Here is a 26,927-nt window from a genome sequence, read left to right on the forward strand (position 1 = left end):
GCTTTCGACTCTCGTGTTGTGCGAGAGTTCGACGGCGCAGGTGGATTTTGCTTAAGCGGCAAAGGTTTTCTCGAAAGGACTCATACGCAGCGGACTCTAAGTTCGTTTGCTTTGGTCTATGCCGATGTACGTAATGGCCTGCCCTGAGGGGCTGGTGGCTCAACTGAGTCTCCATCGGTATAGTCGTCAGTGTGGCTCCTTTTTGGCCTCGAGCGAACCCGAGTCTAAAGTTCTGGTCCTAGGTTTACTCCTTGGTTTGGAACTGGCAGATCCACCTGCCGAAAAGTAAAAGTTGTGACTTCGAAATACGTTGGTGCTGGGACTCATTCCCAATGGAAACAGAGCATTGCCCGAACTAGGAATTTGGCCGCCCAAGTTCATTGCATGACGTAACGCCACGACAGCTTTGCACCGCAACTAAAGGGAACGAGTCCTGGCACCAACGCGACCGCCAATTCGAAGGCGCTGGGGTTCCCCTCCACCAATTCAATTCTGAGTTCCCGAACAGTTGGCTTGGCCGGCTAAAAGTTCATGCACGACAAATGTCACGCGCAGATTCTCAAAGCGATTTGATAGAGGGGGACCGTGACGCCTTCGGGGGAGCACACTGCAAACCGCTCAACGAACCGGTCAACCGCATGCGATGAAAGCGAGTTACAGGTGCTCTGGCTGCCCGAAGCACCCACGACGTTTCAGAATCGGTAACGCTTCCCAAACAGAAAACGAAAACCCCTTAGTGTGGATAATCGAGAACTGATTGCGGAATGTACCGCGAGACAGATACACCAAAGCCCCCGAACGAATACTTCGGTAACCGGTGTAAAACGAATTACACAGCAGCAGCAAACGATTGCGCGTTTGTACTGGTATGTCTTTACAGCTGACGTGGAAGTCAGCACACTTGGCTAAGGCGCCAAACCTTTCAGGAGACGGTAAAAACCGCTCGACGCTTACCGCTCGAACAATAAATGCTAAGCGGACTACTCACTTTTATTTTTCGAGAAGGTTGGCCTGATTAAAGCGAACCCTTACGGTGCCATCATTATAAACTCGCCAACAATTTGCTCCACTTCAGCAGCGACTTTCTGGCGGAGTACTTTGCCCAAAGTCGCGAATGACTGCGTGTTACTCAGAATTGAAAGCAAGTGAGCTCAAAATTCAGCACTGCCACATCATAGACAATTGAAGTGAGCGGTACAAGTTTTTGGTAAGATTTTTTTCTTGGCCACACATTCTTCAACCTCTGTAACGCACTTTGGATCGTCAAACCGGTCGGAACGAGGACAATCCATGGCAGTTGCAAATCGAACTTAAGCCCTTCCAATGCCAAGCGTTAGCTATAGTTCGAATCCTCATTCAACAAATCATCTCGCCTGAGGGCCCAAAGTAGAGTGCGTCTCCTTTGCAGAACCAGTTGATTTTCATTTCCCAACTGTCCCGCGAACGGCCTAGTGAGCGTGATGCGAGCTGGCTTCCCCAGAAGGCACGAGCGGCGACGTAGTGATTGCGTAATCTCATTCGGCCCTAGCTGAATGAGGTTCGCGGTCACGTCACGACGCAGGCTCAACCTGCCCCAGCAGGTTAGCCGCAAAAGTGCGAGCAGCTGCTCGCAACAGGCTGCATTCGCCCCGAGCGAAACAGCCGCCGAAGAATGGCGAGGAAATTGAATTGCCGATCAAATCCATGGTGAACTAGCACACGGCCAGCCGAGGATTAATCGATGCTTCAATTCACATGTCGCCTCATTTGGCAGTCAAGTAACTTCCCGCATGTACGTTTGCAGTCAAATTTTTTTGAACGGCCGCTCCACATCGAAGCGGCCATTTTGGTTAAGCGAGCTACGCCGACAAGCCATTCAAGATTCGTACGGCGACAGCTTGAATCACATTCAATGAAGTCATCAGTGTCGCCGAATCCCCTCGATAGAGTTGTATGTAGTCGGTCGAACTCTGATGACATTCAATTCCATGTGCCGAACAGACGACAAACGCCACCGCTTCCGCTTCGGTCTCCTTGATCGTGATGGATGTCTCCTGGGTTCGATGGTCAAGCCATTCATGGGCGAGTTCGTGTGCCATTACACTGAATCGATTTGCTGCATCCAATTCTCGATTGATGGCAATTCTCCCTCCAGCAGAGTAGCCTTCCAGGCCTGGCCTGAGTTCATCAAAGGTCAAACGAATACCACTACGTTCGATGAGTGCCTCCAGTTTCGCAAGCATTTGCCCAGGGTCACCTGAGGCTGTCGCCAATCGACTAAGCTCCGGACCATCGGTTTGAGAAATGTCGAAGACATGTACTACGCGAAATCCAAAAAGAGCCGCCGGTTCATCTGAGTCTTTCTCACACCCGTCGTCCTTTCGCTTCTTGCATGCCAACGGGGCTAAAATGGCGATCCCCTTTTCACCTTTGCGAACAGATCGATTCAGTTTTCGCCAGGCGTGAAAGCCAGCTATTTGTGTTGCATTAGGTGATTGGCTCGAAATCAAAAGGAGATTTCGAAATGAGTAGTGGTAGAACTGCCCCATACACCTGAGGTATGAAATGAGGCGTTCGCTCCTACCGGCTGAAAGCGTTTCAGAAAGTTCCAGCAGTGCGTTTTCGGTATGTGTTTTAGCTTGATCTGTAGTCATGTGCTTCATCCTTTTGCTGTTGCATCCGGTTCCTGCAAGCAATTCATTGTTCATCTGACCAACCGGCGGTCTGAAATGAACGGAACACGGCAGGTCAAGGTGGAGCCTTTTGCGCAGCAAAAGCAGCAGAGACGGCCCCAAGGCCGGAACGGACCTTGAACGCCGTGGTACGATCAGAGAAGCCGACGGAGAACCCCAACACAGTCGTTCAAATTTGCATCAACTTCGTGGCGTAGTTGGAAACTGAGCAGCGTCGCTTGCTCAGATGTAGGCTAATACAAAAGAGAGACCATTCCATTTTTGTTGGTCTGGAATTGGTCGATCGACTAATGACTATACAACGGCAACTAATGCCGAATGAAGTTGTCGTCGGGCATATTCAGGGAAATCGCCAAACGGAATTGCCAGTCTTACGAGGCCATCGTCGTACACAGTAGCTGCAATGCTGTTCTCCAGGAGCCGACGTCGTAGGTTTTTCACGCAACTTGTAAACCTCTTGCGGATGAGAATGATTTGACTCTCGAACACGAGTTGCGGTGAAACGACTTCCCAGCCAGCCTCCAAAACGACAGCTTGAACCGCCTGGCGAGTATCCTTTGCCGATTTGTGAACTCTGGCGATCGCATCGACTGCTGCGGCATTGGCTGTGAGCATCGGTAGTATGGGAGCTGTCTCTCCGAATGGATTTACTCCGCCCGTTACAAGTTCATTCGAGAAGACAATCAGTGGATCGTCAACGGCACCGCTATGTAGCCAGCGAGACAACGCCTCAGATAAAGACTGTTGCGACGAACGACGTCCAAGAAACCCGACCCCCATTGGAGTATGAGCACAAAGCCACTTATGACATCCCGCTATCATGAAGTCACAGTAATCAGCTTCGAGTTCAAGCGGAACATTCTCAAATGCCTGCGCTCCATCGACAACGCAGAATCTAAGTTCTGCGAGATTTCTCAAATGATGCGTGATTTCGGAAACTGGCAGTCGGATGCCTAAGTTGTCGACTAACGGGAGAAACAGTCCATCACAGTTATAGCCAGTGAACTCGTTCCCCAAAAGATCGAGTAGCTCAGCAGCAGAAACCTCTCCTCGAAGCAATCTGCTGCGTACAGCGACCTTATGGACACCGCAGCCTGATCGGTGCATTTCGTTGAGCAAGATATTTTCGTACGCAGGCCAAGTCAGGTCCGTAATCATGACGCGACGGCATCGGCGAAACAAAAACTTTGCTGCGAGTTTCATTAGATTAGCTGAACGCGAAGCAAAGATGGTTTGCAACCCGATTGGCAGTTTTGCCAGTGAGCTGAGGCGTTGCCTGAGTTGCTCTGGGCCTTGCCAATCATCGAGTCCTGGATAGCATCCTAGTTGCGAATCTGAAAGACATTGGCTGCCAAAGCGTAGAAAGTCATCTGAGTACAGGGTCGAACCGTGCTCGAAAGAAAGTCGAGCAAAATCGATCGAGGCACGGCATGCTCGAGGTGACATTCGGCCAAGCCGTGCCGTATCAAAGTACAACACGTCTCGCAAGGTATTAGACCTTTGTAAAGAAACTCGTCAACACTTTGGATCATAGTGTTATCAAGTGGAGCGATCCAGTAGATCGCGATACGAAGTTGCAAAAACTTGCAAGCGTTCCCAGATGCTTTCGGCTTGCTTGACTCGTTCGAAGTCGAAGCTCAATTCAAATCGAATGGTTCGTCCTGCGGCATCTGCCATTTGCATTCCAACCGCGCGCGACCCATAAATCCCAAAATCAGAAACTAGCTCTCTCTCACCATCTAGCTGAGATTCTCGAACTAGCTTAATCCAAATTCCATGCATGTATTGTTGCTTCAGCCATGCATGGAGAGGCTCGACGGGAAACAATTCATCCTGCGGCCAAAGATGATCCGCAATAATCGCCGTTCGCTCGATATTCACAATTCCAGCATCGTGCAACTCGAGATTCAGCATAGTGCTCTGTTGGCCGGGACCATCCTGCCAGTAATGTGCTGACTCGATGTGCGAGACGCTTCGGTAGAGATGTAGTCCAGGGCTGCGCAACAACTCTTCGTAGACAATCCTCCAGGCCTCCGTCGAGGGATAGTCAATCGAACCATTTGCCAATCGACGCGAATGGTCAGCTAAGATGCTCAATTGCTGCAGGACGAGCTTGCGGTAGATCGTATCCTTTCGCGTGGAAATGGACCTGAGCGAATCTGCAATCAATGTGTGTCGTTCAAAAATCTCGGGATCTGAAGCCAATGCAATCAAAGTGGACATCGCTTCGTTTTCGACATCTCGTGAACGCACCCTTTGGAGCGTCAGGCCAGCCACGACAAGTAGCGTGATGAGCAGTCCAATTACAATCGAAATCTGGGCGGCCAACGGCAGCAACCACCATATACCGAAAACCAGTGCCGTGATTGTCACGCCAAACGGCAAGTAGACTTTGGGATGGAGAAGTCGCTCGAACGGTCCCATTCGATTCCAGTCAGAGAGTTAGGAGATTACCAAGGCAGTCAAATATCCTCTGATGGTACCACTTGCGCAAGCGGAATTCTGCCTAACGAAGTATCCGTCCGCCATGAAGTGCGTGGTTGGCTAGAATCGCGAAGGCGGCTCTTCGATCACCAAATCGAATGGCATTTTCGATGGATGGCAGAATCTCAGAATCCAAAGCAGCCCAAAATGGAACCATGTCTGCACGCGGAACGACGACTTGGCACAACTCGTCTTCGTTCCGCAGCGTTTGCAGGCCTCTCTCGTTGTATGTTCCGATGAATGATTTTAGCATTCCTCAGATGTACCATAGCGTAATGCAGAAAGTAAAGCAGCTTGACATCGACATCTGGACTTTCTTTCGAGTCAGCTCAGATGAACGTTGTTGTCGATTCTCAGTTCGACCTCGTCCTGCGCTTCTCGTAGCGCTATCAAAATGTCGTGGTAATTCTGGTCGGTGCCATAATGAACTGTGACGCGTACTCCAGTCTCTGACAGGAAGGACTGCGTCGCCTTACCGTTTGAGCGTTTTGGTTTGCCCCGACGTTGGTTGACGAGGCTTGCGGCCTGGCGTGCCGTTACCTCCTCAAGCTTCGCATCGGCTGCAAGTTTGTTTAGCGTTGGCTCGTCCCGCAATTTGCTCAATTCGTAGGCTGCGGTCTTGCCGAGTCCACCACTATCAATCTGTTGTTGTATTGCTTCAGGAAGGTCGAGAAGCGCCAAGCTTCGGCTAACCCGTGATGGAGACAGCCGCAGTGATTCTGCGACCTGTTTGCCATTCCAGTGATTAAGGTCCATTAACGCAGCAAATGCTCGCGCCTCTTCCATTGGTCGAAGGTCTTCCCGAAGTAGGTTCTCAATCAATTGTTGCTCGCGTACTTCCGATTCGGAGATCGCGCCCTCGTGAAAGAAACACTGAATGGAACTCAATCCCGCGACCTGGGTCGCTCGAAAGCGACGCTCCCCGACAATGATGATCCATTTTTCCAATTGCTCATTCCAGCGAACACGAATTGGTTGAAGCTGGCCTTTTTCACGAATGCTGAGTGCCAAACGCTCAATTTCCGCGTCATCGAATTTTATACGGGGCTGCGCTGGGTCAACGATCACCTGCTCAATCTGGACTTCGCCGTACCCACGAACTGGAGATCGCCCCACGTCCTTACGCGACGGAATGGGGCTGAACTGAGGTACAACGCTAATGCTCGACGCTGTTCGCCGCCCCATCGATTCATCCAAATTGTCTTCCAGTTCAGCCAGCTTGCGTTTCATATTGGCCATGGTTACGCGACCTTTAGTGACGTGTTTTTCTCATCGATGCGGTCGAGAATCTCACGGGTTAGTTCTCTAGTCAACTTAGCGGCCAGGGAGTTGGGCATATCGAACTCGACGGGCGAGCGACTTGCCAGAGAGACCTTAAATGCGGATGCTTCCGGAATAACGGTTTCTAATACGTTACTTTGATAGAGCTCCCGCACTCGCTGTTCGTAGGCTCGGTGAATCAGCAGCCTTCTGTCACTGCGAGAGATCAAATGTCCCAAGCGCCGAAGCTTGGGGTTCAATTGTCTCGCGTGCTCAATGGTCTGATGCACGGCTCGCAAACCCTGTGTACCAAAATCCTCGGGTGGGACGGGAATCAAAACATAATCCGCTGCAACCAAAGCCAGCCAACTGCAACGGTACAAATTCGGAGGGCAATCGATTAAGACGACGTCGAACTCTATAGCCTCACGCAATAGCTCACGCAAAGCGTACTGCAACATTCCAGTTGACTCAGGCTCCGGCGTATTGAATCGAGCTAAATGCTGATTCGCGACAACGATGGATATGCTTTCGAATCTTGTCGGGACGACTAGCTGATCGAGGATTGAAAAGAATGCGCGGTCCGTAAACAGACGAGCAACCGTATTCTCGGCTTCGATCATTTCCACACAGGATGAACCGAAGAACCCTTGGCTTAACGAACCTTGAGGGTCAAGGTCAACAAGTAAAACTCGCTTACCGGCTTCGACCATTCCACCTGCGAGATGGAATACTGTCGAACTCTTGCCCACACCTCCTTTTTGATTGAGCATGCAAATGGACCTAGGCATGACGGATTCCGAGCTGAGGGCGTGGACGATTGCATGTTGCAATTCCGTCCAAGTCTTTGAATTCACTTGCCTTAGAGTGGCACGGGCAATCGAAGGTCGTCAACGTTTAAATTCAGTCAGACCAACTTCAAAAGACTTGTTTCCGGTCTCATTTTGTTCTGGTAGTGCTTTATTTGTGCTGAACCTGCAATTGGCTGAATCTTACGGGTGGTTGCGCCAAACGAGACCGGCTTGCTCGCGAAATGAAACCGATTGGATACGCAAAACCAAACCGATTCGAACGCCGAACGGGGCCGAAACGGACGCAAAATGAGACCGCCAATGCGGTGCAAGGATGCGAAACGATTGGCGAATTCTGGCCTTTACTAATGTACCTGAAGTACATGTAACAACGGTGAGTTAGATGACGAAGGAAAAAGTTAAAAGAAGCAGGAACCCAGAGACATTCACCGAGCGACTTGCGAACCTCGCTTACGGCAAAGATGAAATGAATCTTTGTGAACTTCCCTTCGCACTCCTTTCGGAACGAAATGGAACTCGCAAGCATCTGAAATTCGAGATTGAAGATTTTGACCGTGACACTCGGCAAAGTATCACTCGCACTCTGACCGTCAAAGGTGACCCAGAATTTGGATTGCCAACTGCGAAGGATGAAGAGATCTATCTTGGCCTCATGAAATATACCAGCGACTACCATGGATTCGCCGATGCTAAAGTACCGCTGCAACGCGCTCGACTGTTCGAGCTTATGGGATGGCCCAAATCAGACTGGGCGTACGCCCGGCTTACCTTGGGAATGCAGCGGCTTGTCGGAGTGCGGTTGAATTACCAGAATCTGTGGCGCGATAATCGCGATAAACAGTTTCGCGACCAAGGCGCTTTTGGAATTCTCGATTCGTTTCATTTCCGCGACCAACTGCAGGCCAATGGCATCTATTCAGAGAGCGCATCCCTTTTTCGATGGAGTCACGTCCTGTTTCAGAGTTTTGACAGCGGTTATCTGAAACGCATAGACTTCGGTTTGCAACGGGAATTGACCACGACAGCTCGAAGATTGTACCGCTATCTCGATAAGCACTTTCATCCACCTCACCGTCGCAAAATTTCGATCGATCTGGCTCGATTGGCATATCAGCACATTGGGGTGAGTCCTGGAATCGAACTCGACAAGGTTAGAAAGCGATACATTGCTCCAGCCGCGGAGGAGCTTGAATCGGTAGGCTACTTGGAACCGATGGCAACTGACCAGCGGTTCCAAAAAATCTGTCGGGGGCAGTGGACTGTAGCCTTTGTCTACAACATTAAGCCAGCAAATTCCGAAAACGCCGATGCTCGCTCAAGTCGAATCACTGGCCGTTTGCAATCGCTATCGCGCCGGGGAATATCCTTGTCGCTGGCAATCCAGGTGATCGAACGCGTTGACGACGAAGTATTGGTGCGGGCAATGCGTGCAATGGATGAACAACGTCAACGCGGGATCAATATTCGTTCTCCCGACATGTGGCTGAACAAAGCATTGAATGACGGTTTCCAGCCATCGCCAGAGTATACAGCCTCGGTGATGCGGCCAGACCGCAAGATTTTCCGACGGAAATAGTCTCTCGACTAGGAACTTGGTTCCCGGGTTTGTCCGAACGCTTGGTTCATTGCACGATACAGCTCGACGGTCGCGCGTACATCGTATTTCGCGTGATGCCTAGTTTCTGCGGCAAAGGGAATCCCAAAATACTGGCAGAGGGTAGGTAATTTGAAATCTTCGGGGGGAGTCAACGATTTGTTTTCGTGAAACAACCATATTGCACGCTGCATCGTGCAGAGCATACGTCGCGATGCCGGAAGAAACCTGCCAACGCGGTTAAACCAATTGCAAAGGAACTGTCCGTCGAAAGCAGCATTATGTGCGACCATTTGGGCCACCTGGAAAACTCGACCACTCTGGCTGGATTGATCAACGGTCCCGTGGCGGCCGAGGAAATCCGCAAACTCCTCAGCAGCGTCATCGGCGTCGATCGCTCGTCTCCTCCAGGCCTGCGAGTTGTACCGTGATCCGAGTAGCACTTTAGGATTCGCCAAGCTCCGACAGAACTTCAATTGAGCTTCAAAGGATTCAAGCTCGTTCAAATTTGCATCCACCGCGATCGCTGCAATTTCAAAAATTGGACGCCAGGGTTCAACGCCTCCTGTTTCAATGTCAACGAAAACTAGTCGCTCATCGGGTTGATGGGTGTTCATTCACGACTGAATAGCACGGAAACCCGAAGCATTCAAATGTTACAATTTGGTGTCAGACAGATGACATTTGCGTGACTTTTTTTGTGGTACTGATATTCCTCTTGATTCAGGCGAGAGACTCTTCTCGCCGGTCGTCAAGCTTACGCGAAACGTGTTCGCCTGAAATGCAGCGATTCATAAAGCTGCGAATAAGGGCGAAAAGCTGATGTCTCCTGACGGGGACAGCAGGTTCAGGAAACTTGGTCTCATCAGCCGAGCATAAGAGCCGGAAGTTTGCCAACTTCCCAGTGTCGTTAAGTCACTGTGCTGGCCCTTCGAGCTGAGTGCCTGGAGACAGGCTTGCTCAGCTCAATGGAGGCTCGTCGGAGTAATCCCGTTGCTGCGTGTTTCATTTGTTCTGAAGCATGCGGTACCGAAGTAATCCCGGCGTTCTATCCAATGGTTTTCAATAGGACTGGTTTACGAAGTGCGGGCGACGCGGAAATGCCTTTCTCAATATTGAGCAAGGCCGTGTCGACGAAACGATCTGAATCTGGATTGTTTCACTGTCGATTTTTCGACAGGCAAAGCGGGTGGTTCATATTCTTATGAAGAATCCCGTCCGTGGGGTTCGGGCTTGCTTCGGCGAGTTCGTTCAACGCGGCTGGCGTGGGGAGCTGCTACCTGGTGACAGGATGCATCGAAGTGTGACGACTTCGGCGACTATCGGCAAATCCGATGGCGGTGAAAAGCTCAACCATGAAAGGCCCGACCGAATAGGTAAGGAAGGGCTTGCCAGTAAGATTTTGAAGAGACGGTGCTGAACAGTGAATATCCGTGTGGGAACGATACCCCAAGCTTCTGTTTTCGTAGGGGGAAATCTCGTTTTATCGAGGAGAGTATGGCTGGCCGGAAGGTGGCACATACCCATGCGGACCGAGCGGTAACGCGCTCTAGCGACGTGACTTCAGAATCGAAGGTCGACAATAACGCGGGAACCTCTGCGGCCTCCGGGTTTGGCAACTCGGTGCCCTGATTAGTCAACAGGGTGGAAGTAACGCATTCAACTGCGTGAAAAGCCGTAGAGGGGGAGTGTGGCTTGATTAGAACTGGTGCGGAAGCGCCAGCGGTGTTTCGGGCGAAAGTTCGAACATGATTGTGCGATTGTCGAACGGCAATCAATCGGTCATGCGCGGCAAGGCAGTCGCGACCCGTCTGCGATTACTCGGGAGTGATGACCCGATCAGCAGGAACGAAAGAGCCGAGGGGCTTTGTGGTGCTTGTGCATCCGATACCCCGTCAGGAGATGGTACGTTGGGCGGTGTGCGATTGGCATTTGTTGCCGGAGCGTCGGAAGCGACGCTGCACACTCCCTTTGTCCTTGGCTGGCAGCGATGCGGCTAGAGGTGGCTGCTTGGAAGAGCGGCTTCCTCTGGCGGCGGACTGACGACGTACACCCGAGTTGCGTCTCGCAACAGGCGGTGTGTACGGCTGAGGTTCTTTTTTGTGGGCACTATGGATTGGTCGTATGCACTGAGGAAAACAGTGCATACACGACATTGCGTCAGTGCTCACAAAACAGGTGAGCAAGTGTTCTGTGATTGCAGACGACCTTTGTTCGGTCGACGCAGTCAGAGTTTTTGATTGCTCTAGCCAGTGGTTACAAACGGGACAAAACGGCTTGGGGTTGGCCGCAAACAACCCCTTCTTTTCTGACTAAACTCGACTCGCAAGGCATGGGAGTGTTCGCTGTATGGGACCAATGCTTATCTTCTTCTTCGGTGTTGCCACATGTTTGATCACCCAATATCCACATCAAGCCAGTTGGCTAGCATGGGGATATGTGGTTCTGCTGTTCCTCCGAAATCGATAAATGGATTCTGCCAAAGTAGTTCCTGGTAAGCGCAATCGCGTCGCAACAACTCCGGAAGGTTTGGTGCAGCAAGTAGCAGTGTGTTATCTGCGGCACGGATACTGGTACTATGTGACCGGACGAATTCCAGCGGGCAAGGATTTAGATACAGTTGATCAAAAACTCATTGCCAAGTACGAAATCGATTTGACGGAACGTCAGCGTGCCTATCGCAAGAAGCGAGGTTTCGCGAACATGCAATATATCCGATACGGTCGCTGGTTCCTGTTAATGGCGACAGATGGACACCACTCATTCAAGCAGGACGAAAAGAATCAAATTCGAGATTGCCGAAGACATCCGATTAAGTTCGAGGGATATAGTATCAGCTATCGGCGTAGCGGATTGACTCCCAAGGGAGGTGGCGATCCCAAGTGGCATGCGTGCGTTCGCATTGACAATGCCACCTACCGAGAGCTGAAGGCTTTTTTTCTGGCACGTGCTACGCATCGAAGCGTTGAGAATCTATCTGCCGATTTTGCACGGGTTCCGTTTGCTCGCTATGCTCCAATCCGCCGCCAATTGCTTACAATCCATCGCGTTGTCAACAAGGCCCGCCAAAGCGCAGGCTACGAGCCAATTCCCTTGAGCAGTCTCATCCTGCGAAGAGCAATCGTCTCTCCGTTTTCATAGTCTCGCCAACCGACAATTGGGCGATCTGTTAAATGGAAAAGTCACAGCTCGAATCATGGTTCAAGAGGATTCGCAGTTCACACCGAAGTATCAAGCCATTTTGCCGCTAACGCGGAAAGTTGCGCGGCATCGCTTGGGAAATTTATTCGGTTGCATGACGACCGAAATGCCAAACCGCCAAGCTGGACTAGGCATTGGTCGAAAACGCAAAGCGCATAGACACGTAACGTATCCGTTTGAATGGCTTGATTTCTAATCTCCCGAACTAGGCGAAGGACATTTTGTTGCATATCAGTGGCTGACGGTGGCAATGTATCCGTCGCCCAACCTTGCCCGAAAATAATTCGTAGTCCACTTACAAGTGATTCTTCCGATTCAAGATGAAGCAACAGGGAAACTTCAAGCGTTGCAAGGTCAGAGACGCTTGGCCCAGATCCGAAACCATAAGCGTCGAAAACGAATGCTTTAACCCCCTCACTTGAATCTTCCAGTGCAACATTTGTGTAGTTAAGATCACCATGCAGAACCGATTGTTTGCTGAATCGGACGATGTCTTGCGAAACTAGAAGTTTCGAATACCGACTGATCGGACAGTCCAATTGGTCTTGCAATTCCGTGAGCAATTTCGGGCCGCCATACTTCAGCCATTGCGTCTTGACCCTGTCAACATCGTGATATTTCCAGAATAGATTTCGTACCAGAGTTTGGTCGGGGGTGCGATCGCCTAAAAGGCCGATCTGGTAAGCAATTTGTTTTGCGATTAACGAGTGTTGTTGCTCAATTGTCCCTGTATTTCGTCGAACGAACTTTTCAAACGAATACGTTTCAACATCTCCGCTTCCAGCCGCCTGAGTAACGAGAAGCCCTGTGTCGCCAGCGATTTCTGAGTAAACAACCTTGATGTGCTTCAGTTTCTGCGCACATAAACTTGCGCTTTTAAAAACGAAAACAGCGTTCTTGGAAGACTCAAGTTTGAAAAAAGTGTTGAGTGAGTGGCCTCGACCTGCGGAAAAAGCGAAACGTCCCATCAACACTTTTGACCAACCGCTATCCAAGGTCGTTTTAGCAGCCCACCAAGACAGATCGAGTCCGATTGCTTCCTCGTTTTTGAGTACGCATCTACGAAGCAACTCTTCGTCGCGAGGAGTAACCGAAGGGAAAAGTTTTTCTCCAGAATCTCGAATATGGATTCCAATACGGCTATAGCGTTGAACTGCCGATAAGGCACTTTCAATTTCTTCCTCTAGATGGTCGGATTTTGCAAGTACACGCCCGTAGGCAAATGACGCTTGAACGAGTTCGTCTAACTCCATCTGTTTTGCTAGTCCAAGGTGCCCAGAAATCACCAGTAAGGCTGGAATTGGAAACGAGTTGCGATTCGCGAGGGATCTAACAAGTGCTAAACCAAATTCAAGGTTATCCGAATGTGGCCTGCCGTGAGTCTCTGGCAGTCGCAAATCGACAATTGCCAAGTGGTAGATACGTTCGCAGGTTGCTGCAGCCAATCCATCGTCGTATGAGAATGCCCATATTGGCGGAGCTATCGAGTATTTCGACTTGAGCAATTCGAATGCTGCTTCATAGTGTTCCTTTGCCGTTTGCTCATCTTCGATCACAAGTGGCTGGATCTCGAATGGATAACTCATTTTTGGGCACGCATGAACGTCAGTTGGACTCTCAGTTCCCCTTGGTTTACTTCCGCAAGCATTGCGTTGCCGCGCAGCTGAAGGATCGCGTCTTGTATTTCGAGAAGTCCACGTCCACGATGGGGGCCATTTTTGGAGAAGCGGTCTTCAAACGCGATTTCTCGCATTCCCGACTCGAATCCAGCACCGTTGTCGGTTATCGTTACTTTTAGAAATCGATCATCGACGTGATCGAGGCTAATTCGTACTTCGCATGGATCGCCTACCGCTTGGTGCGCATTGATCCAGAGATTCCAGAAAATCAAACGTAACAAATAATCACTCGCCATCACCTTAGTTTCCAGGCATTGAGGGTTCGCATTGAACTCTAGTTCGACTCTATTGAATCGGCCTGAATACTCCATGTTCATCCTATGCAGCCATTCCCTTAATGCAACGGGACGGACTTGAAAGAAAACATCATCTGGCTCGGATTCCGCCATTCTACCGAGCGAATGGAATTCATCTCGAAGTTTTAGTACGAGAGCTTCAAGCTCTGAGCGAGTGAGCCCCTCTTCCACTCCGTCCAAAAGCGACCGAATTTGCAAGATTCGAGTCTTTGGTCCCAACAGTGCATTCTGCAACTCATGACGCATTCTTTCCGAGACATATCTGTAGACATCAACCAGCTGCTTCGGAACCAATTGCTGATTTATAGCCGGACGTACGGTTTGCAATCGAGCTTCCAAAACTTGTTGTATTGAACGTCGCGCAAACTCATCAGTCTCTGTTTCGAGCCAACGGACCAAATGCGGTTCAATCGTACTTCGATCATCAATTGACCTGGCAAAGTTTGCAACAAAATGTCTCAAGCGACCTTCGCCTGGATTGCCTAGTTGGTCCAAAAGTTTCATCAGTAGATCCTTTTTCGAGATCCAAAGCTCTGTGAAACGAATTCGAGCCGCCCTTGGGTCCGCAATTACAAGTTGCTTCAATTCTGCGTAGATCTCGTCAAAATCGTTACTCGCCTGCATACCTTTTCCTTCTCAGTTCAAACGCTTCTTCGCCGCCTTCGAGTAAGTCAATGATTTCAGCTCTGCATTCATCGAGCGTTCCCGTCTTTTCAATAAAACCCCTCTTTCCATCGGAGTTCATCACGACAACCAAATCTGCCCCCCCCAGAACTGGAATATTTGCGTTGTGCGTGATGAAAAACATTTGCCGTCTTTGTTTAAGCCGACTAATTGCATCAACGACTGTTTCGTAGATGAAATGATTGTCCAGGTTGTCCTCGGGCTGATCGATTATTAAGGGAGTTGATCGTCTAGCGAGCAAGAGAGGTAATATGGCTGTACACTTTTGACCTTTGGAAAGCTCAGCTGCGTCCTTAAACAACTCCTCCTTTGTGGTACTAACGTTTAACTCAAGTTTTACCTGATCGTCGATTGCCGTTAATTCCAGTTCGAACATGTCGAGATTTCGGCGGAATGCATCGATGATTTTCCCTGATCTCTCAATTCCTAAGGAAGTGTGACCATCAAACTCTGCAAAGTCGTTTTGACGAACCAACTGACTCAAGTGTTCGGGTCGCATATGCATCAGTTGGGAAAGTATGTCCTCATGATTGCGAACTCCCGCGCCGCGTAGTCCTTCTGTCAATAATTGGCGATAATTCAGGTCATCAGCGTTTTGAAGTACGCGAACGCGAACCTTTTCACCAGCTAGCGATTGAAGTGTCTTTGCGACTTCGGATCGCGAACGCGACACTTGTTCCCGCTTCAGCAAAAACTCGGCCTTTAATAGATCTCTTTTCCCCTGAAGATCTACAACCTTACCATCGAGCCCTTTACGTGCGACTTCAAGCTGCGATAGTTGCAAAACAGATTGTTCCCGGGTCGTTCGTTCTCGTACAGCTTCACTTGCAAGTTGGTGCTTCGCTTGAAGTTGGTTGTATTCCACTTGCTGTGCAGCGTGCGAGTCAATCAACTTCAACGAAATCGCTTGCAAACCACTCAACGTTTCGTCGATTTCGCTGAGTAGGGCAGAAAGCTGCTTTTTGGCTGTCTCTTGAAGGCCACTGAGCAACGAGGGAACTCCACTCGTGAGTTTGTCGTTTTTTGATTGATCTGGAATTTCGACTTCCAATATTTGTTGGGATAGTCTTTCCACTGATAACTTTGCCGACCTTTCAAACTCCCGTACTAAGTCGGTAGATTTCGTAAGTGCTCGCGTCTCCCTCGAATTGAACTGTTGTTGACTTCCAACTTGTAGCAACGCGCCGGTTTCTTCACTCGGATCCAGTTTTGGCAATTCTGCAAGTCTTCCTCTTGCGTCTCCAATTTCCTCAATTTGCTCGATATGCTCGGCCAGTTCCCTGAGTACTGACTTCTGCTGATCGGCATTTGCTTCAAGACTTCGCCTCAGATCATTCAGCTCTAGCTGTATTTCCCGGAGCTCACTCTCAATCAGGTCGTCAAGTAGCGATCGCCTTCGCTCACCTAAAGTCTCATCAGCAATTAGCTCAATATCTGAGCTGCCATATGCGTCCAGCGGAAGGAATGTGCCTCGATCAGCATCAACGTCTAACAAAGGCTTGCCGTGCAAATTGGTTATCGTTGCTGCTTGGGGATACTGTCGACGAAGGATGAATTGATCCAGCCCTTTGGTTGCATGGACCGTCAACATAGAGCCACGGATATTGGCTTGAAGTAGGTCGGTTCTTTGCTTCCCTGCGTTCACTGCCCCCAAGAGCCCAAAGCGAATTGCTTCGGCCAAGGTTGACTTTCCACTTCCACGTGGACCTATGATACAAGTTAATCCATCATGGAGTTCTAATTCCAAGCCTGCAAGAAATCCACCAGACAACTCTATTTTCTTCAGTACCCAATCTGTCACGGCTCAACTCAACTTTTTTTGCATTGGTTGCGGATTATTAGTCATGTGTTTGAAATCTACCCCTGTTAGTGCTGCCCAAAGTACTTCGTCGATAGGCGAGACGAAGTGGACTGGATTTTGTACTTTACGTAGTCTGGGGTCATTTGGACGTCTCGTTCGTTTTCCCTCGGCATGATCACTTCTTTGCATCTTGCGTCGATCGGCGCTTGGAGTTTGGGGAGCACGCCACCGATGGCCAGTACCTTGCCCATGATCGTTATCTCGCCAGTCATGGCAATGTTATTTCGCACCGGTCGGCCAGTTAACGCAGAAACGATTCCCGTTACGATTGTGATTCCAGCAGATGGGCATCTTACTTTCTGCGAAAAGGATTGTTTTGCGGACTAGAGCAAGGTTTGTTGACCAAAAAGTTCACACAGTCTAGGATAAGGAAGTCATTTTTTCAATCACCGGTCCCTCAGTTGTGGACAACAGGCACATGCATTTCGGTGCAAGAGTCAAATCGCTTCGGAAAAGCAAGAGTCTTACTCAAAGGCAACTTGCGACGTTGCTCGGCGTCAGCTTTACCTACATTTCAAAGGTCGAGAACGAAAAGCTACACTTTGGCGACTTTCCCAGCGAGAAGTTCATTCACAAGCTCGCGCGTGTTCTTGACGGCGATGAAAGCGAGCTTCTTTTGCTTGCCGATAAAGTTCCCGATTTCATTCGTCAGCGAATTCGGCAAAGGCCCGAATTTTTCCGTGCGATTGCCGAACTGGATGACTCTGCGATCGATGTTCTTCATGCAGGACTCCTGAAGCAAGACTCGTAAGTTACTGTAAAGGCATTCCAACAAGAATTCGGAGTACGTTTTCGATGGAGCACGTGACACCTATGGTCACGGCTGAAAAAAACCTTCAAAGATTTCTATTCAAGATGATTTGGTGAAGGGACGTATGACAACAATGAATATTAGGTCCGTGGCATTCTGGATGCCGACGCTAAGTCCTACCAATCGATTTCAATGTGTCGTGACTTATTTAGTTTGTTCTGGCACTATCATATAGCGAGAGGAAACGGACGCAGGCTCTGCGGGGACGCAACTTGCTAGGGATACTCTTGCCGAAGCGTCGGAGTGACGTACTGGGGCGGCGCGACGAGCCATTTTTGGCCGACGTCGCGCCGCTTCCTTTTCTTTGAACAGTTGCAACTAGCTGCGCTAGTCAAGGTTTTGCCGCTGCGACCCGGCATTCAATTGGTCGCCTCCCAATGATCTATATTTCTGCCAAACTCATACTCAGCAACCATCTTGCGAATAACTCCGCTTCCAATTGGTACGCAGCTAGTTTTGGCGGATGGGAGGTCAGAGATGTTGCTCAGACGATTGTTGCTGCCCATCACTTTGATGCGAGCCATGCCTCCAGAAAATCCAATCTCAAATTGAAATACGCTCGACGATATTGCGGGTTACTTTACGCTGCCTTCGGTCATAGAGTCTGGTTGTCCTTGGATCTGCGTGTCCGGCCAGGTTTTGCACATCTTCAAGCGGAACGCCTTGGCTGAGCAAGTCGGTGATGGTAGTAACTCGAAACGAGTGTGGCGAAAGCCGTTGCGATAACCCAACGTCATATAGCCGTCGCTTGAGCATTCGTCCGATATCATCGCTCGTTAGCGCATTGCCAGTCAGCATTCGGCTTCTACGCAGAGTAGTTTGGAATAGCGGTACCGCCTTTTCAGCAGATGTCAGCTTTGCAGATTGCAGGTACTCTTGAATCATTTGCTGCAAGTCTTGGCGTACGGGGATTTCACGCGATTTGCCACCTTTCTCATGGAATCGCAGACAGTGCTGCTCACCAATTTTGTAAAAGTCAACGCATCGCAGCCTTGCAACAGCGCCCACCCGAGCAGCTGTATAAATCAGTATGCCAATGACGGCTCGGTCGCGAAGTCCAACCGCATGGGATGCATCGATGCTTCGCAAAAGCAATCGCGCTTGCTCGATTGAAATCTCGGGAGTCTTACCTTCAACGACCTGCAGACGCTCGCCTCGAACCGTTGCAGCCGGATTGAGTATGATCACGTGTCTAGTTACCAATGCGTCAAAGAAGTGTCGCAGTGCGGACAGGATCAGCTTCTTAGTCGAAACAGCGTAAGTTCGACTGTCCAGATAGTTGCCAACATCGCGAGGAGTGATTTGGTGCAACTGCATGTTCCGTGCTTCGCAATGGCTCATGAACTGTCGAATTGCACGCTCATACGCAACGCGAGTATGGGCGTTGCGAATCTTTCCGTAAATGAATTCATCCCAAGCGAACTGAGCGGCGGCGCCAGCATATGCGACAATTGATGGCAAGGTACCGCTGCTTTCGGAGGTTTCCGCAATCGACTGTAGATTAGTCGGTAATTCGTCGTTGGCAGGACAGGCTGCTCTATGCCTTATCACATCTTTCATCGCGCACTCATCTAAGCTCATTGGTCCGCTGCATCTGATTCACGCATACGGCTCATCCGAAAGTCGATCCGGTGAGTTTTTATCTGACTCTACCGTAACGCTGAATAACGTCCTTTGTCCAGCACTGAAGTTCGCCTTCGGTTTCACGTCGATTGAACATGATCGCAAAGCTCAACAGCAAGTTGGATAGTTGATGAGCGTCATTGCCTTATCGATGAATCCCTGGGATTGACTAACAAATGCACTAGCGGAATTCGGCAGCTGCAATTGTCGAGCAAGTTCTCGGTTGACAAATCAGCGAATCGATGAGCTCGCAACGCCTTGATCTCAGATGAGGTCTCAGATGAAAAAGGCTTCGCGGAGGATTATAGAAATTCTTTTGAAAAGTTGTTGACTTAGGTCCATGGGCGCTTATGATTTTGATTGTGCGGGTAAAATCGCACGAGGCTTGGCCGCCCAAAAATATAGTTCATTGCATTTGACGACGTCACGTACGGTATCCCTTGGTACTTCACTTGAACGTCGTTTTTTCGTGCCTTGATGGCAGAGCTAATTGCAATGAATTCTCGATTCTCGCATTCACAGTACGACCGAAGCCGCCGTTCGGCAACTTCTACATTGCGAGATCGCTTCAACCGTCGTTTAGCTGATGGACTCGTTTTCCAATCGGCATTTTCTGCGAAACGAAAAAAGCCCGCCAGCGTGTATCAGACGCCGACGAGCCTCTTTGTTTCATCACTTTCCGAAACGCTCAAATTGTGGGCGCACGGAATCGAGACGAACTCTTCAAACTCGATTTTACGTGCAGAAGCTCAGCAAGTCGAGCGTTCCTTTTTCATTTCGAAAGGAACACTTCATGAACTTCTCCAATTTTCTTTTGGCAATTCAGAACCGGCTTGCCGGGGTGATTGTCTCCGGCATGTTCCGGCGATTTGAGGCGCAACAAGCGCTTGAGATTGCTTCGATACAGGCCGATATGGAAGTTCGCGCAAAGCATTATCGCGACTCCGGTGCATCTTTTGCCGCATCGTTCTTAGAAGACGAGCTTGATACTGGTGGATGGAGGGGCGGAAGCCAAGGGGTGAGCTTCGTCAATGAGCTGTTGTCGGATCACTACATCGATGATTCGTCCAGTAAATCCACCACCGACGATGATGCATCGCTCGAAGATTTGCTCAACGGTCAACCCGTTCGAAAGCCACGCGGCCGTAAGTCGCTGAGCTAACACCTCTCTCTTTTTGATGGCCCCAAGATTTAACGTACCCGATTTCCGGGTTGGGGGCCTACGTACATATTCTAACCTGAAAGTTCAATAACATGTCTAGCACTATTGCATTGGGAATTGATTTAGGAACAACGAATAGCACCGCTTCAATAAAGTCCAACGGTCGGATTACGGAGTTCAGTTTTCCGGGAGAAGGGGCTCAGTTGGCTAGTGTCGTCTACTGGCCTGATGGCGAGGCGCCTTTAGTCGGCCAGAAAGCGATTCGAGCGGCGTACAAGCATCCTGAATTTTTGTACGCGCATTTCAAGCGGCGGATGTACGACGATGCGTACAGTCAAGTCTACGGAGGGCACTCTGCGGTTGAACTGACGTCCATATTGATTCGAGAGATTATTCAAGTTGTATGCAAGTCTGATCCAGAAATTGAGCTCTATCTCTCGGGGCAAAGGCCACGTGATGGTCTGGTAATTGGGGTTACCCATCCTGCTTCGTGGGGCGTACATCAGACCGATGGTATTCGTGAAGCTGGCAAATTGGCTGGAATTGAAATCGATGCTTTCATTCCGGAGCCGGCCGCAGCCGCCTATCGATTGCTCGAAGAAAAGCAGCACCGTGTCAGTCAGAACGACTTGATCGGCATTATCGATATGGGAGGTGGTACCACCGATTGTACTGTCCATCAATGGAAGCAGGGGCTTCTCAATACGGTGGTTGGCGCGACAGGGGACGGTCTACTTGGCGGCGACAACATCACCGGGGAGATCTTCAAATACTTCGTCCAATTGCTAAAGCTCAAAATAGAGGATTGTTTTGATCCAACGCGCGGGCTGAACCTAGCGCATCCATCGTTGAACACGGAGAAAAAACGTCGAGTCGCGATTGAACTTTGGCAAGCTGCGGCGGATGCGAAACAGCAAATTTCGACTTGTGAAAGCGCATCTGTTTTCATCTCTGGTCCCACTGGGCCAGAGGAGTTGGTGTTAACGGCTACTGTCTACGACCAACTGACCGCCACACTGTGGGAGTCGTACCGGAAAGCGATAGCGGGAATGCTCAGTGATTCAAAGCTTGCGTTCAGTGATCTCCAGCATGTCGCACTGGCCGGAGGCTCAGCCATGGCGCGAGGAGCGCTGCAGCACACTGCAGATGTTACTGGCAAGCGAGTCAACGAGATTCTTGTTTCCAGCAGTGCATCTCATGTCGTGGCGAGTGGTGCTGCAATCTCGTGTTATACGAAGGATTCAGCAGACGCGCACATCGGTCGCGGACTTGGACTTCGTATGGTAGCGTCGGTGAACGGAACTAAGCAGTACACCAACAAGATGCTTGTGCCGACGAATACGATCATCAAATCAACTGGAGAGATTTATCAAGACACAGGCCAGAGGCTTGTGGCCAAAGGCTCCAAGACGAAACTGCGACTTCAATTCGTTGAAGCGAGAGCGGCAGTACACGTACCCAAACCTGAACTAGGCATTGCTTCGCTACTAGATGACTCAGAGGTAAATCGACTTCAGGAAGTGGTACATGAACTGACGGTACCTCCTGGCGAGCATGAAGTACGAGTCGGCTTCTCCATTAGCGCTGGTTCAACACATTACCAGGTTTGTTTCCAGGACCCAACAATTGAGGGCGTATCGGGGAGGCTCGAATCCAGCCAAGATTCCGCGACTGTCCCGGAGAAGCAAGAGATTAATTTGGTCGTCTTACTCGACATCTCGTCGAGCATGGGCGGCTCTAAGATAGCGAATGCTCGTAAAGCGATTGAAAACGTAGTTCTGCAAACTGTAGACACAGAGGTCCGTTTGGCGATCGTCGTTTTCGGATCACAAACGGGATTGCTTTGTCCATTTGGAATGCTTCAGGCCGACATTCTCACTACGGTAGAAAATCTGAAAGTGGGCAATGGAACACCGCTAACCGAAGCAATTTCAACGGCGGCACAAGTACTACGTGCAGAAACGACTAATGCTCACAAGCTCGCAATCTTGGTAACTGATGGATTCCCAGATCACGGTGTTTCTGCCGAGCAAGCCGCTCAAGATCTGAAAGCGGATACCGAACTCATCTGCTTCGGTATCGGTAAAGGCGTTGATGAAGGTTACCTAACCCGACTCGCGACGACTCAAGAACATTACTTCTTTACTGATGATCCAAGCCGCATACCGGCTCTCTTCGATTCGATCATTGAATTGTTTATCAACTAGAAAAGGGTGAATCAAATGTTGAAATCTTCTGTTGTAAAAAAGGCAACGCTTGCTGACTTGGAAACGCGAGTGGAAGAGCTCTTCCAGTTCGCGAGCTCGTTACAAGGCGATGTGCGAAAGATTCGCGATGATCGCAATGGCTTGCTACTGGAGCTAGTCGATCGCTTGTTGCAGAGCAAGTCGACGTTGGGCCTAACGCATTCTGAAGAGCCGAGGGACTACAACGAATTGTGTCGGGCGCTGTTGCTAAGCCGCGAACGGTGCGATGCAGCAATCAGTCTAGCAATTCGTAGGTACTTGGACGTTATTCGAGACCAGCAACAACTGCGATCGTTAGTGCGAGAGCATGAAGAAGTTGCCAGGATCTTAACCAAGATTCTCAATCGCTATCTGGTATACCATCGCCAGGATCTCGAAGCGTTGAGCGTGCAATTGGTAGAGATTCATGCGGGTACAGCCATTGATCCCGATCTCCATAGAGTCATTGGAAAACGGCGAGCAACTGCTTCGCAAGACGTGGATACCGTTGCGGAAGCGATTACGCCGTACATGAGTTGGCTGGACGCAAACAACGTCCTTCAATTTCGTACAGCAGATGTCATTGTCTTTGCACGAGAGCCGACGCCAGCTCGTCCTACTTCGATTTCCACAGTGCCGAATGAAGTCAGTCACCGTGATCTTCAGCACTAGGAACTGGCATCTCTTACGGGCGATGTCGCAGTCGATTCGACTCATTACACCCCACCAACTTGCTAGTTGGTGGGACGTGCCAACAACCAATGCATTACGTTCACTCAAGATGCTGACAAACTCCGGGTTTCTCGTAGAAACCCGGGTTCTGGCCAGAAGGTTACCTCCAATTGAGAAGCCGCTGTGTTGTTGGTCACCAGGACAGGCAACCCCGAATTTTGGAAAACTTTCTTACATCGCAAAGCGACGATTTCGGGAAACTCCACCAGTGATAAGCACAGCTTTTATAGCAACCAATTTAACGCATGCACAGTTTACCAACTGCCGCAGTGTGAGACTGAAACGCTCTCAATCTACTCACGATTTAGGAGTGACTGAGGCCTTTCTATTTGCTGTTCGCCGCTGGCCGCTGTTTACGCAGCGGTGCTGGATTGGAGAAAGCCTGTTTTCCAATGAACGAGGTTTTGGTGAAAAAGTCGAAGATGCGCATTTTGTACATCCTCGCAGTGGAGAAGTAATCATCGCAGTCGAGTTCGCCGGAACTTATCCCAAGTCTCGCTTCGAAGCGTTACACGAAGCATTAAAACAAAAACCCTACTGGATTATGTAGCCCATGTTAGTTGAGACCTTTAATCCCACATTGCCAATCAGTCGCGACAACGACTTTTTGCGCCATACCTATCGCATGAATGCCACTACTCCGCCTGTGCTGCACCGGCTTTTTATGCCCACCAAGTCTATCAACGCAGTCAGTCAAGTTACCACGCGATTGGTCAATGCAGGTTACCTGGCGCGACATCGGCTTGCGCACCGAACTTTTTATTACACACTCGGAATGCGGAGTGTACGACACTTTGGTGCACCGCGAAGCAAGGCGATGCCACGCGGCGAACAGGTATTGCCCATCGACCTAGGCACGCTTGCGTTCTGCTGTCTGGGTGATGTCGTACGTCGAAGGCTACTACCGGCCGAGATCATCAGTCAATATCCGTGGTTTCCTAAGCCCTTTCTTGGCCATCCATTCTGCTGGGTAATGGAGGGTGCTGTAAAACGCTTGGCAATGGTCCATGTCGAAATGTCGGAGTTTCCTGAGCAAGTTATTCGCAAACATTTACGGCAGGTTCACTCGCTTCGGGACTGTCAGGAGTTTGCGAAATTGATCGATGACGATCAATTCATGCTGGTGACGGTCACAACTACTGCTGAACGCCGTGATAGCTTGGTTGCAGCTTTTACTGAGAACCCCTGGTATCCAAGTTTTTTCGTACTCGATTACCCAGACCTTTGCAATTTACTTTAGACGAGGTGCGATTGTGTCATTGATAGGTCCACGAACCGAGTTCGGCAATCCTGTCGATCCGAGCAAATTACCAGCGGAGCCATTGTCTCGTAATTGGCGAGTGAAGAGCAACCATCGTCGAGGCTACGCTTGGTACGCCGTAGCGACTTTGGTCGGAATTGCTCTGCTTCCGCTAGCCACGAAGCTGCTTGCAATATTCTTTGGCTCAACATCCGTATCACCGCTGCATGGGTACCTGCCGTTCGTTGTCATGTTCGCAATTGCGATGGTGATTCAGTTGCTTGCATCTTTCAAGCGTGTTCATTGGACTTTTTTGGGTTGTTTTGTTGTTGCTTTTTTCTGGCAAAGCTCCCCCACGCTCGTCGCAATTCTTATGGCTGCCGGACTCTTTACGTGGCTGATCCCTGCTTTCCGCAAACACTATATGGAGTATTGTCTAACAGCACCGATTCCGGTGTCGGTGGCAGCAAATTTCCGCCGATCTGGTGCCATACCAGTTAATGTGCCCCCCATACCTAAGATCGCAGATTTTTGGAATTCCATCGAATGCTGGTTCGAATACAACATTGATGACCATCGCCTCCCAGGGATTTTTCAAAGCCCTGCCGGATACCATTGGGTGCGACTGATCAGCTCGGCTGCGCTGGTAACGCTCATTACAATCACGTTGCCGCACTTCATTTTGTTGCAGTTGGCTCAGATCAGCAACCTTGGACCCATCGAACTGCTACTGGGTATTGTATTTGCTCATTGCACACCAATCCTCATCCCAGGATTAGGTCTATTCATATGGTGCTTTCCAATTCTGGGAAAAGCAGGAGGACTAGCAAGATCTGCCAGCCTTGAGAATTATTGGGCCGACTATCAGAACGACGTTTCGAATTCAACAAACACTATCGAGCGCGATAGCCTTTTGCTCGGTCAAGTTGTAGCCGATTCGTCACCAGTACTAGCGACACTCAAAACTGCAAATTCTCATTCCTGGATTGCTGGTGCAACTGGCTCAGGTAAAACGGCGATGCTGATGTGCTTACTCGAACAGTACATCCATCGCGGCTATAGCGTTGCTTGCATGGATCTGAAGGCGGATTCGTTTGAGCTTTACTATACCCTGTTAGCGTCATCTACAATAGTTGCGGGGTCAACGACAAAGGTTGCCGGATCTACAAGAGTTGCGGGGACAACTATCCCAACCTGGTACTTCACAAATCGAAGTGGTTGGGCGACCCAATTCTGTTCTCCTTTTGAGCATAATTTCTGGAAGCTTTTGGCTCCTGCAGAGAAAACTAATGTTCATCTTTCGGCAATGGGAATTGGCTTCAGTCGCGACTATGGGGAGTCCTGGTTCAACGACGCAACCTACGCGGTCCTAGACTATGTAAATAGTAAGTACCCTAATATCGCGGGCTATCAGGAGCTGCACGATCGTATTTCCTACGAGTTAGCACAGGCCCTTCCCCATGATTTAAGCAAGAGCGTCAAAAAAGATGGTGAGCAAGCAGCTCTGATTATCCGGAGATTGAAAGCGGTGGACATGTTCAATCCCACATCGCATCATTCGCAAACTTCCCGCAACGCAGCCTTGGACATTGGCGAATTATTTGTCAAGCAAGGGATGGCGTATTGGGGCCTCAATCCCCTTATTTCGCCAATCGCAGCATCCGAGATCAGTCGAGTGGTATTGGGAACAATCCTAGCGGCCGCAACCTCTGCGAAACTTCGCAAACGCAATCTGTTACTCGTAATTGATGAGTTTCAGCAGATGGTTGCGCCTGGAGTGTTGCAGTTGGCGCTTAGGCAAGCAAGATCTCTGGGTATCACCGTGTTACTTCTAAATCAAACGGTCGACGATTTAAAGACGGCCAAAAACAACTTTGTCCCGACTGTCGAGGGCAATACGGCCATTCAGATGTGGCTAAATGCATCTGGACGCGATGCGATTGATCAAATCCAACGGCTGGGTGGTAAGTACATCGATCATCTTTACGCAGAAGCGTTTGACGCGCAAGGTAACCGGCGCGTCAGCAAGCAAGAGGTATTGGTGGATAGATATGATGCGACAACGATATCGAGGGTATCCAGTGAGCGCGGCCAGTTCATCGTTAGGATAACCAACAATGATGGCTACGCTCAATACAACGGCATTCCGTTCGTTGCACAAGCCGATTTTCATTTGACGCGCACCGAGTACCTGCGGCGCTGCTCCACTGCCTGGCCTGCCCAATCAGCTCAATCAGTTATCGTTGGACAAGCGGCTCAGACGACTTCGCTCCCAACAGCATCGGTCTCAGCCGCACCAATCGCGAAATCAGTCCCGTTACCGCTTTCTGTCCCTATGGTGGGGCGAACGCAGCGTCGCGTGATTGGTAGCGGGACTCTCGGTCCCCGAAATCCTTAGCTCACTCAAAAATAGTTTTACTGGTTTCCCTTTTCAGTTCGCTAAGTGTGTAAGCCATACCAGGGCCTCTACGCGCTTGTTCGCCGCAGCAACGGCAACGACACAAGCGACTCTGATCTCGGTCCGCACTAATCGATTGCCCGCAAGCAATTGAAGAGGCTCCACGCTCAGGAGTGGCCATTCGAGCATTCCT

19 protein-coding genes and 1 pseudogene are annotated in these 26,927 nt (G+C 49.9%); 9 read left to right on the forward strand and 11 right to left on the reverse strand.

Translation table 11 applies throughout. The annotated features are described in order from the left end of the window. Positions 1 to 1,838 precede the first annotated feature (1,838 nt). From SH573x_RS15420 to SH573x_RS15440, 5 genes are all read right to left on the reverse strand, one after another. A complete protein-coding gene (locus SH573x_RS15420) occupies positions 1,839 to 2,633 on the reverse strand; it encodes an ArdC-like ssDNA-binding domain-containing protein (protein WP_479356450.1) in 795 nt (264 codons plus the stop codon). Between the two features lie 333 nt (positions 2,634 to 2,966). Continuing rightward, positions 2,967 to 4,118: an aminotransferase class V-fold PLP-dependent enzyme gene (locus tag SH573x_RS15425; RefSeq protein ID WP_479356744.1), complete on the reverse strand. Its 1,152-nt coding sequence runs from the start codon at positions 4,116 to 4,118 to the stop codon at positions 2,967 to 2,969. Between the two features lie 93 nt (positions 4,119 to 4,211). Continuing rightward, entirely contained in the window at positions 4,212 to 5,096 is an 885-nt protein-coding gene (locus tag SH573x_RS15430) for a hypothetical protein (RefSeq protein ID WP_479356451.1), read from the reverse strand. Between the two features lie 384 nt (positions 5,097 to 5,480). Beyond that, positions 5,481 to 6,395: a ParB/RepB/Spo0J family partition protein gene (locus SH573x_RS15435; RefSeq protein WP_479356453.1), complete on the reverse strand. Its 915-nt coding sequence runs from the start codon at positions 6,393 to 6,395 to the stop codon at positions 5,481 to 5,483. A 2-nt stretch (positions 6,396 to 6,397) separates the two neighbouring features. Beyond that, complete coding sequence (locus tag SH573x_RS15440; protein ID WP_479356455.1) at positions 6,398 to 7,207, reverse strand: ParA family protein; 810 nt, start codon at positions 7,205 to 7,207, stop codon at positions 6,398 to 6,400. A 487-nt stretch (positions 7,208 to 7,694) separates the two neighbouring features. On the opposite strand from SH573x_RS15440, the gene SH573x_RS15445 reads away from it, so the two are divergent. Further along, positions 7,695 to 8,804 carry a replication initiation protein gene (locus SH573x_RS15445; RefSeq protein ID WP_479356457.1) on the forward strand — a complete coding sequence of 370 codons (1,110 nt, stop codon included), beginning with the start codon at positions 7,695 to 7,697 and terminating at the stop codon, positions 8,802 to 8,804. 8 nt (positions 8,805 to 8,812) lie between these two features. Here the strand turns inward: SH573x_RS15445 and SH573x_RS15450 are convergent, their stop codons facing one another. Further along, positions 8,813 to 9,439, reverse strand: a complete 627-nt coding sequence (locus SH573x_RS15450; protein WP_479356459.1) for a 3'-5' exonuclease — start codon at positions 9,437 to 9,439, stop codon at positions 8,813 to 8,815. A gap of 1,852 nt (positions 9,440 to 11,291) precedes the next feature. On the opposite strand from SH573x_RS15450, the gene SH573x_RS15455 reads away from it, so the two are divergent. Continuing rightward, positions 11,292 to 11,963 (forward strand): hypothetical protein, encoded by a 672-nt coding sequence (locus tag SH573x_RS15455; protein WP_479356461.1) that lies wholly within the window; start codon positions 11,292 to 11,294, stop codon positions 11,961 to 11,963. 77 nt (positions 11,964 to 12,040) lie between these two features. On the opposite strand, the gene SH573x_RS15460 is transcribed toward SH573x_RS15455, so the two are convergent. From SH573x_RS15460 to SH573x_RS15475, 4 genes and pseudogenes are all read right to left on the reverse strand, one after another. Next, positions 12,041 to 13,609, reverse strand: coding sequence for a hypothetical protein (locus SH573x_RS15460; RefSeq protein ID WP_479356463.1), 1,569 nt, complete (start codon positions 13,607 to 13,609; stop codon positions 12,041 to 12,043). Then, the gene (locus SH573x_RS15465) at positions 13,606 to 14,622 is read right to left on the reverse strand and encodes an ATP-binding protein (protein ID WP_479356464.1); all 1,017 of its coding nucleotides are present in this window, start codon (positions 14,620 to 14,622) and stop codon (positions 13,606 to 13,608) included. Before SH573x_RS15465 ends, SH573x_RS15460 begins: the two co-directional genes overlap by 4 nt. Then, positions 14,609 to 16,483 carry an AAA family ATPase gene (locus tag SH573x_RS15470; protein ID WP_479356466.1) on the reverse strand — a complete coding sequence of 625 codons (1,875 nt, stop codon included), beginning with the start codon at positions 16,481 to 16,483 and terminating at the stop codon, positions 14,609 to 14,611. Before SH573x_RS15470 ends, SH573x_RS15465 begins: the two co-directional genes overlap by 14 nt. A 65-nt stretch (positions 16,484 to 16,548) precedes the next feature. Continuing rightward, a pseudogene (locus tag SH573x_RS15475) lies at positions 16,549 to 16,821 on the reverse strand (S16 family serine protease); the annotation flags it as partial. A gap of 140 nt (positions 16,822 to 16,961) precedes the next feature. Between SH573x_RS15475 and SH573x_RS15480 the strand changes: the two are divergent. Further along, positions 16,962 to 17,294 (forward strand): helix-turn-helix domain-containing protein, encoded by a 333-nt coding sequence (locus SH573x_RS15480; RefSeq protein ID WP_479356467.1) that lies wholly within the window; start codon positions 16,962 to 16,964, stop codon positions 17,292 to 17,294. A gap of 603 nt (positions 17,295 to 17,897) precedes the next feature. On the opposite strand, the gene SH573x_RS15485 is transcribed toward SH573x_RS15480, so the two are convergent. Continuing rightward, positions 17,898 to 18,914 carry a tyrosine-type recombinase/integrase gene (locus tag SH573x_RS15485; RefSeq protein WP_479356469.1) on the reverse strand — a complete coding sequence of 339 codons (1,017 nt, stop codon included), beginning with the start codon at positions 18,912 to 18,914 and terminating at the stop codon, positions 17,898 to 17,900. An 856-nt stretch (positions 18,915 to 19,770) separates the two neighbouring features. Here SH573x_RS15485 and SH573x_RS15490 point away from each other — a divergent pair. The 6 genes from SH573x_RS15490 (at position 19,771) to SH573x_RS15515 (ending at position 26,734) form a co-directional block, all read left to right on the forward strand. Next, the gene (locus SH573x_RS15490; protein ID WP_479356470.1) at positions 19,771 to 20,139 is read left to right on the forward strand and encodes a hypothetical protein; all 369 of its coding nucleotides are present in this window, start codon (positions 19,771 to 19,773) and stop codon (positions 20,137 to 20,139) included. A gap of 92 nt (positions 20,140 to 20,231) precedes the next feature. Next, positions 20,232 to 22,346, forward strand: a complete 2,115-nt coding sequence (locus SH573x_RS15495; protein WP_479356472.1) for an Hsp70 family protein — start codon at positions 20,232 to 20,234, stop codon at positions 22,344 to 22,346. Between the two features lie 15 nt (positions 22,347 to 22,361). Beyond that, a complete protein-coding gene (locus SH573x_RS15500; protein ID WP_479356474.1) occupies positions 22,362 to 23,036 on the forward strand; it encodes a hypothetical protein in 675 nt (224 codons plus the stop codon). A gap of 76 nt (positions 23,037 to 23,112) precedes the next feature. Beyond that, on the forward strand, positions 23,113 to 23,646 hold the full coding sequence (locus SH573x_RS15505) for a hypothetical protein (protein WP_479356476.1): 534 nt from the start codon (positions 23,113 to 23,115) through the stop codon (positions 23,644 to 23,646). A gap of 3 nt (positions 23,647 to 23,649) precedes the next feature. After that, positions 23,650 to 24,336: a hypothetical protein gene (locus SH573x_RS15510; RefSeq protein WP_479356478.1), complete on the forward strand. Its 687-nt coding sequence runs from the start codon at positions 23,650 to 23,652 to the stop codon at positions 24,334 to 24,336. A gap of 13 nt (positions 24,337 to 24,349) precedes the next feature. Beyond that, a complete protein-coding gene (locus tag SH573x_RS15515) occupies positions 24,350 to 26,734 on the forward strand; it encodes a helicase HerA-like domain-containing protein (RefSeq protein WP_479356480.1) in 2,385 nt (794 codons plus the stop codon). The last annotated feature ends 193 nt before the right edge of the window (positions 26,735 to 26,927 follow it).

The sequence above is a fragment of the Rania fehmarnensis genome (assembly GCF_056494185.1).

Coding starts and splice junctions, on each gene's coding strand:
- SH573x_RS15430 (WP_479356451.1), bottom strand. CDS start 5,096: ATGGGACCGTTCGAGCGACTTCTCCATCCCAAAGTCTACTTGCCGTTT.
- SH573x_RS15440 (WP_479356455.1), bottom strand. CDS start 7,207: ATGCCTAGGTCCATTTGCATGCTCAATCAAAAAGGAGGTGTGGGCAAG.
- SH573x_RS15460 (WP_479356463.1), bottom strand. CDS start 13,609: ATGAGTTATCCATTCGAGATCCAGCCACTTGTGATCGAAGATGAGCAA.
- SH573x_RS15490 (WP_479356470.1), top strand. CDS start 19,771: ATGAACTTCTCCAATTTTCTTTTGGCAATTCAGAACCGGCTTGCCGGG.
- SH573x_RS15420 (WP_479356450.1), bottom strand. CDS start 2,633: ATGACTACAGATCAAGCTAAAACACATACCGAAAACGCACTGCTGGAA.
- SH573x_RS15450 (WP_479356459.1), bottom strand. CDS start 9,439: ATGAACACCCATCAACCCGATGAGCGACTAGTTTTCGTTGACATTGAA.
- SH573x_RS15495 (WP_479356472.1), top strand. CDS start 20,232: ATGTCTAGCACTATTGCATTGGGAATTGATTTAGGAACAACGAATAGC.
- SH573x_RS15465 (WP_479356464.1), bottom strand. CDS start 14,622: ATGCAGGCGAGTAACGATTTTGACGAGATCTACGCAGAATTGAAGCAA.
- SH573x_RS15425 (WP_479356744.1), bottom strand. CDS start 4,118: ATGTCACCTCGAGCATGCCGTGCCTCGATCGATTTTGCTCGACTTTCT.
- SH573x_RS15435 (WP_479356453.1), bottom strand. CDS start 6,395: ATGGCCAATATGAAACGCAAGCTGGCTGAACTGGAAGACAATTTGGAT.
- SH573x_RS15485 (WP_479356469.1), bottom strand. CDS start 18,914: ATGAAAGATGTGATAAGGCATAGAGCAGCCTGTCCTGCCAACGACGAA.
- SH573x_RS15500 (WP_479356474.1), top strand. CDS start 22,362: ATGTTGAAATCTTCTGTTGTAAAAAAGGCAACGCTTGCTGACTTGGAA.
- SH573x_RS15445 (WP_479356457.1), top strand. CDS start 7,695: ATGAATCTTTGTGAACTTCCCTTCGCACTCCTTTCGGAACGAAATGGA.
- SH573x_RS15480 (WP_479356467.1), top strand. CDS start 16,962: ATGCATTTCGGTGCAAGAGTCAAATCGCTTCGGAAAAGCAAGAGTCTT.
- SH573x_RS15510 (WP_479356478.1), top strand. CDS start 23,650: ATGTTAGTTGAGACCTTTAATCCCACATTGCCAATCAGTCGCGACAAC.
- SH573x_RS15455 (WP_479356461.1), top strand. CDS start 11,292: ATGGATTCTGCCAAAGTAGTTCCTGGTAAGCGCAATCGCGTCGCAACA.